The 17,858-nt window shown below is 36.5% G+C and carries 13 protein-coding genes; 6 read left to right on the forward strand and 7 right to left on the reverse strand.

Going from position 1 to position 17,858, the window contains the following annotated elements; genetic code table 11:
* The first annotated feature begins 106 nt into the window (after positions 1 to 106).
* The 3 genes from ACM26V_RS14355 to ACM26V_RS14365 all read left to right on the forward strand — a co-directional run bounded on the left by ACM26V_RS14355 (position 107) and on the right by ACM26V_RS14365 (position 3,941).
* Positions 107 to 940, forward strand: coding sequence for an AraC family transcriptional regulator (locus ACM26V_RS14355; protein WP_416147403.1), 834 nt, complete (start codon positions 107 to 109; stop codon positions 938 to 940).
* 111 nt (positions 941 to 1,051) lie between these two features.
* On the forward strand, positions 1,052 to 3,118 hold the full coding sequence (locus tag ACM26V_RS14360; RefSeq protein ID WP_416147404.1) for an ATP-binding protein: 2,067 nt from the start codon (positions 1,052 to 1,054) through the stop codon (positions 3,116 to 3,118).
* 31 nt (positions 3,119 to 3,149) lie between these two features.
* Positions 3,150 to 3,941: a Nif3-like dinuclear metal center hexameric protein gene (locus ACM26V_RS14365; RefSeq protein ID WP_416147405.1), complete on the forward strand. Its 792-nt coding sequence runs from the start codon at positions 3,150 to 3,152 to the stop codon at positions 3,939 to 3,941.
* Positions 3,942 to 4,152: 211 nt separating this feature from the next.
* Here the strand turns inward: ACM26V_RS14365 and ACM26V_RS14370 are convergent, their stop codons facing one another.
* The gene (locus ACM26V_RS14370) at positions 4,153 to 6,981 is read right to left on the reverse strand and encodes a carbohydrate-binding domain-containing protein (RefSeq protein WP_416147406.1); all 2,829 of its coding nucleotides are present in this window, start codon (positions 6,979 to 6,981) and stop codon (positions 4,153 to 4,155) included.
* Positions 6,982 to 7,351: 370 nt separating this feature from the next.
* Between ACM26V_RS14370 and ACM26V_RS14375 the strand changes: the two genes are divergently transcribed.
* On the forward strand, positions 7,352 to 8,374 hold the full coding sequence (locus ACM26V_RS14375; RefSeq protein ID WP_416147407.1) for a LacI family DNA-binding transcriptional regulator: 1,023 nt from the start codon (positions 7,352 to 7,354) through the stop codon (positions 8,372 to 8,374).
* A gap of 62 nt (positions 8,375 to 8,436) precedes the next feature.
* Here ACM26V_RS14375 and ACM26V_RS14380 read toward each other — a convergent pair whose 3' ends face one another.
* The 5 genes from ACM26V_RS14380 to ACM26V_RS14400 all read right to left on the reverse strand — a co-directional run bounded on the left by ACM26V_RS14380 (position 8,437) and on the right by ACM26V_RS14400 (position 13,814).
* Positions 8,437 to 9,456: a LacI family DNA-binding transcriptional regulator gene (locus tag ACM26V_RS14380; protein ID WP_416147408.1), complete on the reverse strand. Its 1,020-nt coding sequence runs from the start codon at positions 9,454 to 9,456 to the stop codon at positions 8,437 to 8,439.
* Positions 9,457 to 9,487: 31 nt separating this feature from the next.
* Positions 9,488 to 10,342 (reverse strand): carbohydrate ABC transporter permease, encoded by an 855-nt coding sequence (locus tag ACM26V_RS14385; RefSeq protein WP_416147409.1) that lies wholly within the window; start codon positions 10,340 to 10,342, stop codon positions 9,488 to 9,490.
* Positions 10,339 to 11,265 (reverse strand): carbohydrate ABC transporter permease, encoded by a 927-nt coding sequence (locus tag ACM26V_RS14390; RefSeq protein WP_416151884.1) that lies wholly within the window; start codon positions 11,263 to 11,265, stop codon positions 10,339 to 10,341. Before ACM26V_RS14390 ends, ACM26V_RS14385 begins: the two co-directional genes overlap by 4 nt.
* A gap of 126 nt (positions 11,266 to 11,391) precedes the next feature.
* Entirely contained in the window at positions 11,392 to 12,750 is a 1,359-nt protein-coding gene (locus ACM26V_RS14395) for an ABC transporter substrate-binding protein (RefSeq protein ID WP_416147410.1), read from the reverse strand.
* Positions 12,751 to 13,178: 428 nt separating this feature from the next.
* Entirely contained in the window at positions 13,179 to 13,814 is a 636-nt protein-coding gene (locus tag ACM26V_RS14400) for a YesL family protein (RefSeq protein ID WP_416147411.1), read from the reverse strand.
* Positions 13,815 to 14,012: 198 nt separating this feature from the next.
* Between ACM26V_RS14400 and ACM26V_RS14405 the strand changes: the two genes are divergently transcribed.
* Positions 14,013 to 15,467 carry a glycoside hydrolase family 1 protein gene (locus tag ACM26V_RS14405; RefSeq protein ID WP_416147412.1) on the forward strand — a complete coding sequence of 485 codons (1,455 nt, stop codon included), beginning with the start codon at positions 14,013 to 14,015 and terminating at the stop codon, positions 15,465 to 15,467.
* 3 nt (positions 15,468 to 15,470) lie between these two features.
* Complete coding sequence (locus ACM26V_RS14410) at positions 15,471 to 16,382, forward strand: ROK family protein (RefSeq protein ID WP_416147413.1); 912 nt, start codon at positions 15,471 to 15,473, stop codon at positions 16,380 to 16,382.
* Positions 16,383 to 16,858: 476 nt separating this feature from the next.
* Here ACM26V_RS14410 and ACM26V_RS14415 read toward each other — a convergent pair whose 3' ends face one another.
* Positions 16,859 to 17,602 carry a S1C family serine protease gene (locus ACM26V_RS14415; protein WP_416147415.1) on the reverse strand — a complete coding sequence of 248 codons (744 nt, stop codon included), beginning with the start codon at positions 17,600 to 17,602 and terminating at the stop codon, positions 16,859 to 16,861.
* Between the last annotated feature and the right edge of the window lie 256 nt (positions 17,603 to 17,858).

Below are 17,858 nucleotides of genomic sequence, written 5' to 3' on the forward strand. Positions count from 1 at the left end.
CATTGTAACCCCTTACACTTTTACTTTAAATATAATATTATAGATATTAGTATAAGAAAAAGGAACTCTATTGAAAGATCATAAGTTTATATAGTGAGGGATCGATATGGAACTAAGAAAAGAATTTGTCATTCCTTTAAATGAAAGCAAACTACCTTTATTTGCGGAGACAATTGGATATAACCCAAATCAAGAGAAAATAGTTCGTCCAGATGGCTACCCTTACTTCCATTGGATTCAAACAGTTCGAGGAACCGGAAGTATTACGTATCAAAATAAAAAGATTTCACTTCCTGCCAACAATGGTGTTCTCTTTCTGCCTCATACTTCCCATTCTTACGAGCAAAATACAAAAGATAAGCAAGATTGGGAAACTTATTATTTAACTTTTGACGGACTTCTTATTAACGAGGTACTTACAAACTTAACCCTTTTTAAATCTGCCTTCTTTCAATGGGAAATAGGTACTCCTCTCACTTCTTTTATTGAAGAAGCATTAAGGCAAAGCCAAACAAAGAGCGATATTTTTAGTATTAGAACGTCAACCATCGTATATGAGTTCCTACTAATCTTAAATAAATATGGGAAACTTCAAGAAGATTCTACTAGTAAAAGCAACTTATTTAGAATAGATTCATTAATCACGTTAATGATAAAAAATATCTCCAATCCTTCATTTGGACTAGATGAAATGGCCGCAAATATGTCGATTTCAAAACGTCATTTAAATGAACTGTTTCGGAAAACTTATAACGTTACTCCCTATACATTTTTAATTAATTTACGCATCCAAGAAGCAAAGAAGTGTTTACTTGGATCAAAGGAAATTACAATTAAGCAGATCACATATGATGTCGGATTTCGTTCACCAAGTCACTTTATTGCAACATTTCATAAAATGGTTGGAGTTTCACCAGAGCAGTATCGACAACTTAATTGAGTTTGCTATTTTATTTTTAAAAGTCTGATTATTAGATTAGACTAGAATACAATGAAATCCATGTCATCTCGCCTTTCATGATATAATTTAACTTAACTTGGGGTGAATCGTATGAAATACACAGATATTGCTGATTATAAGCTTATATATCTAGTCGCAATACTAGTCATCATTTTATCTGCTTGTTTTGTCGATGAAAATGCTCAGACACCTTTAGCAAATGACGGTTTGATTTCTTTGAATGATCCTATTGAAGGTGGCATCGCTCTTGATGGAGAGTGGCATTTTTATTGGAATAAATTGTACACTCCAGAAGACTTACAGACAAATCATTTGTATGATAATCATGCCGTACCTGTACCAAATGATTGGAATACATATAACATCAACGAAGACACCCACTCAAGAAGTGGCTATGCAACGTATCATTTGCAAGTCGATATTACTAAAAAAGATATTGGGAAAATCCACTCCCTTTATATGCCTAGCACCGCCTCCGCTTATCAGCTATGGGTTAATGGCGAGCAACTAGCTAATAACGGCGTAGTCGGGACATCAAGAGAAGAAATGAAACCAAATAGCACACCAAAAATTATTAACTTTTATGCCAACTCAGAAACCATTGATATTGTCATCCAAATTTCTAATTTTCATCAACGAAAATCCGGGCTGTTTGATTCGGTTGTACTTGGGGACTATCACACTCTTTTTACTAACTATGAAACTACTATTATTTATCGTTCAATCATTATAGCCAGTCTTTTTTCGCTTGGTCTTTATTACCTATCTCACTTCTTCGTCAGACGAAAAAACCGTTCCTCTCTTTATTTCGCGTTGGCGTGTATTGCAATTGCATCACGTGCAATTACAATTGAAGAAGGATTAGCCCAATACCTTTTTGGTTTCCTAAGTTGGGAAATGATGGTCAAAATTGAATACTTGGGTGCATCTCTTGCCGCAATTTTCTTTACATTATTCGCTTTTACACAATTGAATAATGTTATGAATCGACACATCCGCAATGGAATTATCGGTATGATGGGTATGTATAGTCTTTTCGTCATCATTACACCTACTTACGTTTTCACACTAACGATGACACCATTTCAATTTGGGATCCTTGCCTGCTTTTTCTATTTAATTTACGTTTATATTGTCGCATATACTCTAAAACACCATGGAACTAAGCTAAGTCTCATTACAATGCTCTTATTTGCGTTAACCATTTTCAACGACATCCTATACTTTAATGGTGTCATCCAAACTGCAGAACTTACATCCGTTGGCATGTTTATCTTTTTAATCTCACAGGCATACAATCTTTCGCGAAGCCATGCACGTTCTGTTCAACAGACGGAAGAACTTTCTGAACGATTAAGTCGATTAAATGCTTCCTTAGAAAATAAAATTGAAAACCGCACAAGTCAGTTGAAGTTATCTAATCAGCAATTATCCTTGTCGAATAAAGAGCTAGTAGATGCTCAACAAGCACAGAATAGGCTACTCAGTAATGTATCCCATGAACTTGGTACACCTTTAACGACAATGAAAGGTTATATTCAGGGAATGGCTGAAGGAATCCTTCCTTTCAATAAAAAATACATGAATATTATCAATCAAAAAGTTAATTATTTAACTCAAATTTTTTATGACTTAGAATCACTTTCTAGAATCAATTTAGAGGAAGTGAGTTTTGACTTTAAGCAAGTTGACGCTCTTGAATTCTGGCATTCACTATATGAAACATACCGTATTGATCTGCAAAATAGCATGTTGACATTTTCCTTCGAAAATCTGTTGCCAGAAGAGGAACGATTCGTAATATGCATTGACAAATATAGAATGGAACAAGTCTTTGTCAATTTTATATCAAATGCGAGAAAAGCTATTCAAGGCTCAGGATCAATTACAATTCGCTTATCTTTAACTGAACAAAATGAATTACTCGTTGAATGCATCGACACAGGGATTGGCATTAATGAACAAGAGACAAAATTACTATTTGAACGCTTTTTCAGAAGTCACCAAAGAGAGAGTAACTTACCTGGATCCGGATCTGGATCAGGACTCGGTTTATCTATTTCCAAAGAAATAGTCGAAAGACATAATGGGAGAATTGGTGCCTACAGTAATGCAGGTGACGGTGCGACATTCTTTATCTCGTTACCAATAGCTTAGCTAATTTAGATTGCTGAAAGGAGACAGAACTATGGAATTAACAATACAGGATGTCATTGATCGATTAACTAGTCCAGTGGAGGAAATAGAAAATTCAGTTGATACACTAAAATTCGGTTCTCCCTCAATAAATATTACAGGAATTGCGATCACATTTATGCCTTCTAACGAAGCTATAAAGAAGGCAATCGAGCTAGGGGCAAACCTTCTTATTACTCATGAAGGATTATTTTACAGTCACTGGGATGAAAACAATCTTGGAGAAAACCAAGTATATACTAATAAGCTAAATCTGCTTAAAGATTCAGGTATAGCTGTTTATCGTTTTCATGATTACTGGCACAGATATCGACCTGATGGTATTATGACAGGGTTAGTCGAATCATTAGAATGGGATACATATGTTGAAGAACATCAAGCTGCGGCAACGATATTGACTATACCTACAATGACAGCCCAGCAAATCGCAGAATATGTTAAGAAGAAAATTGGTATCGACTATATACGCTGTATAGGAGATTTATCTATGTCATGTACTCGGATCGGTTTATTGGCTGGGTACAGAGGCGGTGGTTCAATGGCGATTCCGCTTTTTGAGAACCAAAACCTCGACTTAATCTTATATGGTGAAGGTCCAGAGTGGGAAACACCAGAATATGTCCATGATGCTATTTATCAAGGAAAAGAAAAAGCCTTAATCGTATTAGGTCACGCAGAAAGTGAAGAACCCGGGATGAAATACTTAGCAAAAATAATCGATAATATGTTTCCTAGTGTGCCTATCCACTTCATTCCAACTGAACAACGTTTCCGAGTAATATAAAAGTGATAACATGTCAGACCCTTTACATTTGAAAGCAAAATAATTGAATACTTATTCAAGGGCATATAATGATATACAAAAGGCACTAGAGAAATTCTCTAATGCCTTTTAGATGTGGATATGCTGCTCTGATATGATTGTTATTTTAACTACGTATACTTCAAATATTAGCCTGCCTATTAATGATTCAGAATCATTCTTCCTTTGTGAATTATTCAGTCACTTTTTTTCTTTTCTGTACGAATACTACGCTACCAATTACACCAGCTATTACTAATAAAGATAAGCCGATTAACATATAGTTGAATGAATTTGTAGCAGTGTCAGGCAATTGTTGACCATCTTTTGTTTCTTTTTTTGTTTCTTGTTTCGTTTCTGTTGTTCCTTCACTTTTTTCTTTCTCGCTATCTCCAGAATCCTCACCATTTTCTGATACCCCGCCGTCTGATGTATCCGTATCCTCATCGTTTGTGGATGGTGAGTCAGACTCTTGATCATCTAAGAAACCTTTTAAGTTCTCAATATCATTCCTTAAACTGTTAATCAATTCTTCTAGCTCAGAAGTAGTACTTTCCAACTCTTGAAACTTCCCTTCAAGAACTGCCAACTCTTGTTCAAGATCTTCGATTTTCTTTTCAAGATCTTCGACATCTGTATTATTTTCTAATTCCTCAATCTTTTCTCTCAGGTCATTCAATTGATCTTCAAGATCTTGTAAAACACTGTCTCCTTGTTCATCATCTTCTTCAGGAGGAGCTGACTCACTACTAAACCTTACATTGTCTACAAACATCCTTCCTGCAAAATCACTTTCAACATCAGCGAAAATAAGTAGCATATTTCGTAATAATGTATCATCTTCAAGATTTTCAATCTCGGAAACATCAATCAGGACTTCGTAATGAAACAACCCGTCCTCTGTCATTGTTGCTGAATCTAAAGACTGCAAATCAATTTCAAACGTATCATCTGATTGTGCCCAGAATCCCAAATCTGGTGCTTGAAATACCAAGTTGATATCGATAGCACCTTCTGTTGCACGTCCAGATATAGGGTCGATATACAAATCAAAAGCTATAAACTCGTTATCACCACGGACTAGATCATCTTTCCAAAAATCTAATCGTGGAGCACTCGCCCAATTGTCCGAAGGTTTAACCTCCGGATAAGCAAACTCCCATGAAAGAGCGTTTGATCCGTTAGCCTCTTCAATAGTTAAAGCTTGTTGAACACCGGATTCACTATTCCAATCCCACCCTTGTCGAGTAGCATCTTCAAAGTCTGACGGAAGTGTTGCTTCTCCTAAAGGATCGTGTTCAATCGGATCTGGAACATAAGAACGATTTCCAGCAACAGAAATATTGTCAAGAGAAATCACGTCTGCATTTTCAGTACCGATGAAAAGGATGATGTTATTTAATTCATTATCCTCTGCATCTGTCGCTATATTCTCAAGGTTCGGCGCATCTTCTGCAGTAATTGTTAAAAGCGCTTTGAATGTTCCATCCTCTTGCTCTTCAAACTCATCCGCAGATACTACTGATGAGTTTGCTGGATTTGCCCATCCGGCAGTATCACTTTGCGGGATCGCAGCAATTGACACTGTTGTTGGCACGTCAACAATCACATCCATTGTTAGCTCTTCAGCGCCTAAAATATTAACGGAGTTTCCCCAATCGTCTGCTGACAGACGGAGATTATCCCAATATGTTTCACCCTCATCGCCCACATCGTTACTAGCGTCTAAACCTGAAATTTGTAAAGAATTACTTACGTTAGCTAATGTTGCTTCAACGGGACTATCATTATTCTCTCCAAAACCTTGTGTTGTTCCATCGTCAAAATCCCAAATAACTTCATTAAAATCTTCTCTTGGAGTTCTGTCAATTGGACTATATTCAATACCTTTAATACGAGAACGAACGTATTCACCAGAAGGACTTAACTCTCCTGGTTCCCAAACTTGGTCATCTCCAGGATCAAGATCTGTCGCATCAGATTGATTAAGAATAAACGGCGTAAACGATCCTGAAGTTTCATTTTTATTTGTCAGAGACCAGTTCGCCCAACTAATATTATTTTCATTTAAAAACCCGAGCCAAATATCCGCTTCATCAAGGTAAGGACCACCATCACCATTTGCTTGACTTGTTCCCCACTCTGTTGCAAATAAGCCTACACCGTTTTCCAAAGCGTATCTAGCATTGCTCATCACATTGTCTCTTTCCTCAGGAAGAGTTCCTTCCGGATAACTTTCATCAGCAGGTTCATGTGTCCCAGTATAGAAATGTACGGAATACATCACATTGTCTGCATCAAGCGGATCATCCGCCGCCAAATCTGGGCGTTGACTCCAATTTGGACTACCTACAAGAATAATGTTATCCCCTTTTTCATTTAACATCGCTGCAATGGGCTCTGCATATTCTTTTACAGCTTGCCATCCTTCATCATCATTTGTAATTCCTGGACCACCATTATTATTAGGACTTGGTTCATTCGCTAATTCCCAAATAATATTTCCAAATTGTGGGTGTTTTTTATAATGATCAGCAAGTTCCTCGAAGAAGTCATATGCGCCTTCATAAACATCGGCTCTTGGATCACCTGGAGCATGTACATGCCAATCGACAACAACATACATGTCGTTATCAAGAGCGAGATCAATGCCTTCATAAACCAACTCTTTCACTTCAGAGTCTTCTGCATAACCTCCTTCACCAACATACATAGCTAAGCGAATCATATTCGAATCCCAATCGTTTGCTAGTGCTTTGAATGCATTGTCGTTTACAATTTCTCCAAACCAATGCAATCCGTGAGTACTCATTCCTCGTAATTGGATCGGATTGCCGTGTTGATCTCCCAATGTCGTTTGATCATTGTATTCAATAAGTTGCAAAGGTCCACCTACAGAAGGCTTAACAGCAGTGTCAATAAGTAAATTTGAGTCGTCAGCATCAGTTAACTTTGGTAATGATCCCCCAATAAGTGCAAAGATCATCATAGTACTCAATAATCGAGTTAATAATTTTCTCATTCAATTACCCTCCACCAAATCCAAATTAACGAAACCGATTTCGTAACTATTAAAAAAATAGTAGTTTATTCTGCTTTCTCCCTTGTTTTATCCAGTAAGCGCTTTCTTTTTCCGGATACTACTAATCTATCATAGCTTCTAAGCGATATCAATACCCAAGTTCATCTCTTATTTGATTTGTATGTGCGAAGTCTCGCATGCCTTGATTTTCTTAGGAATAGGAAAGTCGCGGAATTTCCCATCTTTTTTTAACGGATCAACTTATAGTTTCCTTTTTCTTAAGTAAAGGAATAATCATATTTTGTTTTAATGTGATATGATACAATTAATTAACTTAAATTGCGTTATTTTTTCAAGGGGAAGCGATAATATGAGACTGACGATTAAACAAATTGCAGAGTTAGCAGGTGTTTCTAGAGGTACCGTATCGAAAATTATTAATAATTACACTGATGTAGGTGAAGATACGCGGCGTAAAGTCACGAAAATAATGGAGGAAAATAATTATAGACCTTCTTATTCTGCGAAGACATTGGCAAGCAAAAAAACAAATGTTATTGGTGTTATCTATGCAGGGGAAGTGAATGCAGACTTCAACCACCCTTTTTTCGTTGATGTCATCGATTCATTCAAAAAAGTCATTGGTGGCATGGGCTATGACTTAATGTTTTTTTCAAACGAAAATTTTATGAAAGAAAGTGAAGATTATTTAGCGAGGTGCCAGCATTATAATGTTGATGGTTGCCTCATTATTGGTGGGGGAAATATTCAGCCTTCTGTATATGACTTAGATAAAAGTATTATCCCTTGTATTGGGCTTGATATCGAATTATCAGGTGATACCTCTGCTCATGTGACCTCCGATACTTATCAGTTTACAAATGACGTTATCGAACACTTCTGTGAGCTTGGTCACAATGAAATTGCACATATTAGTGGTGGATTCAGCTCCCAAATTTCACGTATACGGATAGACTATTTTAGGGAAGCAATGAAAAGATTCCAACTTCCTCTTCAAGACAATTGGATACTTGAAGGTGATTTCTTTGAGAATAGTGGCTACTCATGCATGTTACAACTCTTAGAGTCTGACCATGTTCCTCATGCAATTTTTACTTCTTCAGACTTAATGGCTTTCGGAGCCATCAAAGCCATTAAAAAAAGTAATTATCCACTTGAAGATTTTGCAATTGTTGGGCTCGATGATATTCACGCGGCAAAATACTTTTCCCCACCTATAACAACAGTTAGACAAAATAAGAGAGGATTAGGTGAAGAAGCTGCATACGCACTATCGAAACTAATGAATGGACTTCAATTAGAGAAAAAGATTATTATAGATGCTCAACTAATTGTCCGAGAATCGTCTAATAAATCTAAAATATCCACTTGAACTTATAAATGTTCAAGTGGATTTTTAGATTTAATGGCAGTAGGAAAACACTAGTTAAACGATTATTCTATCTTTTTCCTTTTTGTCGAGTTTCGAACCACAAGTTCAGGGTCCAAATAGATTGGTTTTTGTTTCTCTCCTGAAGATATGAGTAAACACAGTTTTTCAGCCAAAGATCTTCCTAGCAACTCTTTGTCTTGGCGGATTGTTGTTAAGGATGGTGCAATGTACTGCGCAGCAGGGATATCATCAACACCGACAATCGCGAATTCTGAAACATCAAGTTTGCTATCACGAATCGCTTCCATCGCTCCGATTGCCATTAAATCAGAGGAAGCGAATATAGCTTCTGGGACACGCCCAACTTCAATTAGACGTTTTACATGATCATAACCACTTGTCTCAAAAAAATCGCCAATCATGATCCATTCTTCAACTATCGACAATTGATAGTTCTTCATACTCTCCAAAAAACCCTCTTTTCGTTGCCTAGAAATAATCGATGTATCTTCGCTACCAATAAAAGCAATTTTACGGTAGTTTAAGTCATAAAGGTGCTTAACAACTAGTTGAGAGATTTTCTTATGATTAGTCATAACATAACTTGACGTTACTCCCGTTAACTCCAAGTCAATCCCAACACTAGGGACTGAACTTGCATCAAGGTGGGTGATGGATGGTTCTACTTCTTCCCCACTAATAACAACACACCCATCGACACCGTAATGAACACAACGTTCGAGGTAATCTTCTTTCCCTTCATGAAACTTTTCATTTGAAAAAAACAGTAAGTCATATCCTTTTTTACCTATCGTTTTTTTAAACGCATCCAGAACATCTATAAAAAAAGGATGGTTGAAACCAGCATTAACTTTGCCGGCATAGATTACACCAATCACATTTGTTGATTTACTAGCCAGCGACTTTGCAGAGTATGAAGGACGGTAATGATGTTCTTCCATAATCTTTAATACTCTTTTTTTCGTTTCTTCGTTAATATCGTCATAGTTATTAATAATTTTTGATACTGTCGAAGGTGCTAGTCCGGCAATTTTAGCAATTTCCTTAATCGTTAGCTTCACTTGCGTTGACTCCTTCACTGCCTTAGTCCAGTTAATTTTTCACTGCACCATCGGTAATACTTTTAATAAACAATTTATTGAAAAGTAAAAATACAACAATAAGTGGTACTGTCGCCCAGAACGTACCGGACAAGATCATTCCAAAATCACGTACTCTGTCATCCATAAGTGAACGAAGAGCAACTTGAATTGTTTGTGCAGATTGATCTTGTAAGACAACGAGTGGCCAGAGATAATCTCCCCATATTGTCATATACACAATGATTCCTAAGGTCGCGAAAGCTGGTAATATCGTAGGTACGACGATATTCCAATACACTCTAAAATTAGAGCATCCATCGATTCGAGCAGCTTCAATTAACTCATCTGGGATTGCAGAACTTATATATTGCCTCATCCAAAAAATACCAAATGCATTCATTAAGCCAGGTACTATGACAGCATATAAAGAACTAAGCCATCCTAATTTAGTAATAATAAAGTATTGAGGTATAAGCCCCAATTGCGGTGGAACCATCATCGTAGCCAAAATAAAGATAAATAGAACATTCCGCCCTTTAAACTTTAATTTAGCAAAAGCATATCCTGCTAACGAACAAAGAAATAATACACCTAGCGTAATGGATGTAGCTACAATTAAGGAATTTAGCATCGCTCCAAAAAAAGGAATACTATTTAATACATTTTCGAAGTTTATGACTAATTGATCGCCAGGTAACATTGCTGGCGGCGTTTCGTTTATCACTCTATTCTCATTTGTTGCCATTACAAACATCCAATAAAATGGGAAGAGAGAAGCAAATGAGAATAGAATCAATAGGATATAAGTAAATATCTTAGAAAGAGAATATTTTTTTGCTCCAACTTCTACCTGTCTTTTACTCATTTTACTCCCCTCCTAGGTGATTCAGATAACCTATTAGCAATAAATAGATTTGTCAATGCAAGTATGATAATGATAAAGAACAATACAATTGCTGTCGCTGAAGCCGTTCCAAAGTAGTTACTTCCAAACGCTTCTCGATAAAGGTATAATACGACTGTAATTCCCTCTTCTCGCCCACTTCGTCCTTGGAAAATTTGTGGTTCAGCGAACACTTGAAGTGCTCCAATCGTAGATGTGAATACAGTAAAATAAATAAATGGTTTCAGCATTGGAACAGTTATATACCAGATTTGCTGTCTAAGCGATGCTCCATCAATTTTCGCTGCTTCATATAAATCATTTGAAATACTCTGCATACCAGCAAGGTAAATAATTGTATTATATCCAACCCACCGCCAAAAAATCATCACCGAAATCGCAAATTTTGTCCCCCATTCTGAACGAGACCACGTAATAGGTTCCATTCCGAATAAACCAATAAATGAGTTAACTATTCCACCTTCTTGATTACTAAATATAACGCTAAATACAATTGCAACCGCAACAATTGAAGTTACATATGGTAAGAATATTGCAACTCGAAAAACATTTGTAAAACGTATTAACGCTGAATTTAAAGCAAATGCTACTAGTAACCCGACCACTAATTGAGGAGCTGTTCCCATTAGCCCCATAATAATCGTGTTATAAATTGACTTCCAAAAGAGCGGGTCGTTGAATATGATATTAAAATTATTGATTCCGACAAACACCATATCTCCCAGGCCATCCCAACGGAAAAATGCTAGATAAAAACTAAACAAAATTGGAAATAAACCAAAAACCGCAAAAAGTATATAGAAAGGGGAAATAAACAAGTAACCAGACCACATGTTTCTTTTTTCCTGACTCATTTTATTTTTTTTAGGTTTATTTGTTTGCATCTTTACTTCTTCAAGATTTGTCGACACCGTCAAAACCTCCTTTTTATGTAGCAAGTATTGTATATACTCTTGGACAACAAGAGGAGATCCAATTGGCTCAGACCTCCTCCGTCCTTTTTGTATCTATTAACGGTTGATTCGTTGATCAACTCTGTCAAGCATGCTTTCCCACTCATCATCTGGATCAGCACCATCTAATACATTGTAAAGACCATCTACCATTTCGTCATTGACATCAGAATAATTAGGACCAGTGTAATTATGCTCTACTACTTCAGCTGCCTCTGCGAATATGCGAGCTGTTTCTTGACCGCCGAAATAATCATCCGTATAATTTTGAAATTCTTCCATTTCATAAACATCAGGTGAAGAAGGGAATAGACCCATATTTAGAAATGCTTCCAATTGCATTTCCGGCGATAGTAACCAATTTAAAAACGCGTAAGCTTCTTCTGGATGTTCACTTTGCGCTGGAACTGTGATCCAAGAACCGCCCCAGTTTCCAGCACCTTCAGGAAGTGTTGCCATTCTCCAATTTTCTTCATCTGGTGCATTATCTTTTATAACACCTTGCATCCAAGCTGGAGCTAACAATGTTGCATAGCTGCCTTCTTCCATTCCAGATCCCCACTCAGGTGACCATAACTCATAACTTCCAACATAGCCTTCGGCAATCATTTCCGCTGTGAAGTCATACGCCTCTCGCATTTCTGGATTTGTTTCAAGTAGAAGCTCGTTTTCTGGATTAAAATAAAGCTCCTCACTTTGATCACGTAATGCGTTGAAAATTAATTCTGGGTTATCAGTCATCGGTTTCCCAGTTTCTTCAAAAATAGTTGCCGCTGCATCAAAATAATCATCCCAAGTTGCCATCATCGATTCAACAGCTTCTGGTGAAGAGTCAAGTCCCGCTTCTTCGAACACATCAGCGCGATAGAACATAACAGTTGGACCAATATCAGTCGGTAGTCCAAATAAGTAATCAGCGTCTGAGTCTTGACCAAGTTGCCATACCCAATCAAGGTATTGGCCTTCCATTTCACCAGCACCAAACTCATTTAAATTATAAAAACTGTCTTCAGCACCACGGTACCGTTCGAGTTCGGCAACTTCTAATGCTGCCATATCTGGTGCTCCACTTCCTGCTGATAGCGCTGTAAAGAGGTTATTGTGGTGGTCCTCCATGTCTATTTCTTGAAATTCTATTGAGATATGTGGATTTTCTTCCATGTATTGTTCAGCAAGATCTGGATAGCCTGTAGCTCCAAACAGCCAAAAATTTAATGATACTTCTTCTTGGTCACCAGCATCGTTATCATTATTGACATCATTATTATCATTACCGGCGTTATTCTCATTTTCAACTTCATTTACATCTTCATTGTTGTTATTGTTATCAGCAGTTGTTTCTTCATTGTTATCTCCACAAGCAGCCAGAGACAACACCAAACCTAAGCTCATAACACTAATTAGATATTTTTTCATTTTTACTTCCCCCATAATTTTCAATTTGTAATACCGAACCACAAATTAACGCTTACATTACCCTAGAAATCAGTATTTATCACCTCCTGAAATATTTGGAAATTATTAAACTATGATTCTAAAACAAGGGAATGAAAGCGGTTTACTAAACCGGTTTCGTTAATTTGCATTCTACTTGCTGATTTTATCTTTGTCAACTACTATTTCATAAATTTTGTAATAATATTGCTCATTGACATTCTATAATCTGTTATTTATCCTTATAACTAAACCGGTTTCGTAAATTTTAAGTGAGGAGGGAATTTTTTAAAAAATAAAATTCAAAGTTTATTATCGATGTAAGTCACTGTAAAAAACAGTATAAATTTATTCACTTGCTACATCTTCTTTGGCTACAATCGTAAAATGATCAAGTATCAACGTGATATTTAAGAATTTGAATCATCCATTTTTAATTTAGATGTATTTTTTATTACAACTACTACAATTAATAAACTTGCTACACTTACTGTAAAAAATAAATATACTACTGGAAATTGATAGCTGATATAGTGAATGATTACTAGACTCATTAAGATTGATATTGTTAGCGATGGTGAAGTAAGACCGTATATAAATGCGTATTTAATAGTTTGTACGATCGTTGATTTCAAAATAACTAATAAAGCAAAGCTAAATATAAGTACAATCACATAAAGAATCGACAAAAAACCAACCAATCCTAACAATACTGGTACTAAGAAATGATCCAATCTAAAGATAAAATAAAAGTCAAAATACAAAGCAAAACCTACGAATAAAAATATAAACCAAAGAACATTTGCTTTAACAAAGTTTTCTTTATATATATGCCAAAAATGATTAAAAGTACTTTCTTGGATTTGTTCATGTTTTAACCATCGATGAATAACACCACAAACAGCTGTTGTAGCAGGGCCAATTCCAAAAACTAATAAACCAAGCATTGAAAATAAGATCCACAAAATATTCATTATTGCTAATCTATAAATCCATAATGAATAAAATTGTAATTTTCCATAAGTCATATTTTTATCGAATCCCATAAGTATCACCCGGTCCTTGCTTTATAGAAAAACAATCAAAGTCGTTTTGACAAAGTAATTGAAGTCTATTATAATTTTAACGAAATCGATTTCGTAATATTTTCATCTTACAGATTTATTTCAAGATTGTAAATATAAATACTTTTAATGAATCAGACGCTATTTAAAATCTAATTTTATAGTAGGAGAGGATTAACTATGTTTCACAAACACATTCAACCATTTCCCGATAACTTTCTTTGGGGTTCCGCTTCAGCTGCATACCAAATTGAAGGGGCTTGGAATCAGGATGGAAAAGGACCTTCTGTATGGGATGTATATACAAAAAAAGAAGGCACTACTTATAAAAATACTAATGGTGACGTAGCTGTCGATCACTACAATCACCTTGAAGAAGATGTGAACTTAATGGTCGAAATGGGATTAAAAGCATATCGATTTTCGATATCTTGGTCTCGTATTTTTCCAACAGGAAAGGGATCTGTTAATGAAGCAGGTTTGGCTTTCTACGATCGCTTAATAAATTTATTAATAGAAAACCAGATCGAACCTATTATTACAGTATATCATTGGGATCTTCCCCAAGCACTTATGGATGAATATGGTGGATGGGAATCAAGAGATATCATTGACGATTTTAATGACTATTGTATCAGCCTATTTAACCGCTATGGAGATAGAGTAAAATATTGGGTAACATTGAACGAGCAAAATGTTTTTATAGGGCTTGGGTACCGCTCAGGCATTCATCCCCCTGGAGTTAAAGACTTAAAGCGGATGTATCAAGCAAATCATATTGCAAATCTAGCAAATGCAAAGGCGATTCAATCATTTAGAAAAATTGTAAAAAACGGTCATATTGGACCGAGTTTTGCTCATGGGCCCGTCTATCCAATCGACAGCCATCCCGCTAATATTCTTGCTGCGGAAAATGCGGAAGAAATGAACAACCATTGGTACATGGATGTCTATGCATGGGGAGAATACCCCAAAGCTACGATGAATTACCTTAAAAGAGAGGGGTTAGCCCCTGTTATTGAAGAAGGTGATCTTGCTTTATTGAAAGAAGGAAAGCCGGATTTTATGGGCGTAAACTACTATCAAACAGCAACGGTTGCAAGCAACCCTCTTGATGGTGTTGGAGAAGGAAAAATGAATACTTCTGGGAAAAAAGGGACTTCTGAAGAATCTGGTATCCCAGGATTGTTCAAAAGCGTGAAAAACCCGCACCTTGAAACAACAAATTGGGATTGGGTCATTGACCCTGTTGGTTTAAGGACTTCGATGAGAAGAATTAACAACCGATATCAACTTCCTATCTTGATTTCAGAAAATGGGCTAGGAGAATTTGATAAATTGGAGCATGGTGACAAAGTTAATGATGACTACCGAATCGATTATATTAATCAGCATGTACTACAAATCCAGCAAGCGATCTCCGACGGTGTTGAAATTATCGGTTATTGCACATGGTCATTTACTGACTTATTAAGTTGGCTAAATGGATACCAAAAACGCTATGGTTTTGTCTATGTAGATCGAGATGAAGATGGCCCTAAAGAATTGAGAAGAATCAAGAAGAAAAGCTATCATTGGTATTCGAAAGTCATTTCAACCAATGGGGAAAACCTTCATCGAAAGGATGGTGAATAACCATTGAAACTAGCGCATTATTTATCTTTTGATATCGGAGGTACCCACACCAAATGGGGGATTCTTAACAATAACGGTGATATAATTAAAAATGATTTTTTCACTTCTGCGAATGCAGATGGCAAAACAATTTTAAAGGGAATAAGAAAAAAAATGGCTGAGTTTAAACCTAATATTGAAGGCGTAGCTATCTCTGCGCCAGGGTTTATTCATCAAGAAACTGGCTACATTGAAAATGGCGGTGCCATCCGCGCCTTTGATCAACTTCAAATGCAAAAATTGCTTGAAGTTGAGTTTTCAATCCCTGTATCTATTGAGAATGACGTAAATTGTGTTGCTCTTGCTGAAAAATGGCTTGGGAATGGGAAAGATTCTAGCGACTTTATCTGTTTGACTGTAGGAACAGGTATCGGTGGAGCTTTAATTTTAAACAACCAACTATACCGTGGTCATTCTTTTCGTGGGGGAGAGTTCGGGTATATGGTTACATCAGGACTCCATGCTAACTTACCTTCTGGAGACAGTCTTAGTTCACTAGCTTCTATGAGTAGTATCCGAAAAAAATATGCAGCCTTTTATTCACTTCCTCTAAATGAGGTCACCGGTGAAAGGGTTTTTCAAGCATACGATGCTCATGATCCTGCTGCGATACAAATTATTAATAGCTTCTATCAAAAGCTCGCTATTGGTATTTATAATATCACTTCCGTCTTAAACCCTGAGAAAGTTCTCATTGGTGGCGGAGTTACTAGTCGCCCTACATTCGTTGATGAGTTAAGAAATCATTTAATTTATATTGACCAAGTTTTTCATGTCAAAATTGAACCATGTAAGTTTAGAAATGATTCAGGTTTAGTAGGCGCATTAGCTTTTCATAAATTAAAGTACAACTTAGAGCAAGCTGAGATCCTATAATAAACAGGAGATATTCTTCACTGAAAATCAGTTTAATTTATACAATCACTGATGATGATTTGTTTGAAGTGGAACGCTACATATTGTTCCACTTTTTTTAGTTAACTGCTTTGAAGGTTTGAGGGCTTGCTTAGGTTGTACGATTATAATTCTGTTCACTCCCTACTTACCTTCCTTCTACTCGATTCGGCTCGAGTTCTACTAGGTTCTCTCCCTACTTACTTTCCTCCTAATCGGTTCGGCTCGAATTCTACTAGGTTCTCTCCCTACTTACCTTCCTTCTGCTCGGTTCGGCTCGAATTCTACTAGGTTCTCTCCCTACTTACCTTCCTCCTACTCGGTTCGGCTCGAATTCTACTAGGTTCTCTCCCTACTTACCTTCCTCCTACTCGGTTCGACTCGAATTCTACTAGGTTCTCTCCCTACTTACTTTCCTTCTACTCGGTTCGGCTCGATTCCCCTAGGTTCACTCCACCCTAATTATTTTCAATCATTTCTTGGACAAGTGATTTTATTTTATAAAGAGGGATGCTGTACCCAATTGAAGGATCCGCTAAATTTTTAGCCGCGTTAATAGCAATGAACTTTTCCTCTTTTTGAGATAACAATGGTCCTCCACTGTTTCCATGACTTATTTTAGCTGATATTTCATACAAATCTTCATAATGATATTGATTAATCGTTAAATGCCGATTTGTGTTCGTAATATGACCTATTGTAGCTGTATTGTTGACCCCCGAAGGACTTCCCAAAGCAACAACTTCTTCTCCAGTCATAAACTCTTTATCTTCTTCTAATGGAAAAGGTTCTCTTCCTTCAAATTCTTCCACATATATAATCGCTACGTCAAACTTTTCAGAATACGCTTTTATCGTTCCAGAATATTCATTTCCATTTGATGTAACAATCGTAGCACTCTCCATTCCCTCTACAACATGAGCATTTGTAACGATGATCCCTTCCTCATTGTAAAGAAAACCTGATCCTTGCTCTCTAAATGTTTCGATAGTGTATACACAATTTTGCGCATCTGCAATCACTTCTGTAAGATCACGTGGTGTCTCTCTTACTTCAATAAATGTTGGGACTTCAAATAATACTGGTTCTTTATATGTATCTTTCCACTCTGATATTTGAGTGGAGACAAGGGGTGGCGATGTTACATAGGATTGATAACCAAATAAGGATATCGCGCCCAACCCGACTCCAAGTAAAAGCATCAAGAATAAGGACACGAAAAATGCTCTTCGAGAAGGCAGTTGCTTTAATCTACAATTGGAGCATTTTTTACTGTAATCTTCTATTTCTACCCCGCAATTCCGGCAAAACATCTCATTCCCTCTCTTTAAAAACAGATTTCCTACTATTATACTAGATAGCTAGTAATTGAGCATTGTTTTTCTCGTATATGTATTTATTTCTTTATCTCTACATGAGTTATTTTCTTAACGTCTCAAAATCAACTCTATGAAACCA

It is taken from the genome of Salipaludibacillus sp. HK11 (genome assembly GCF_047795645.1).
Lineage (GTDB): Bacteria > Bacillota > Bacilli > Bacillales > Salisediminibacteriaceae > Salipaludibacillus.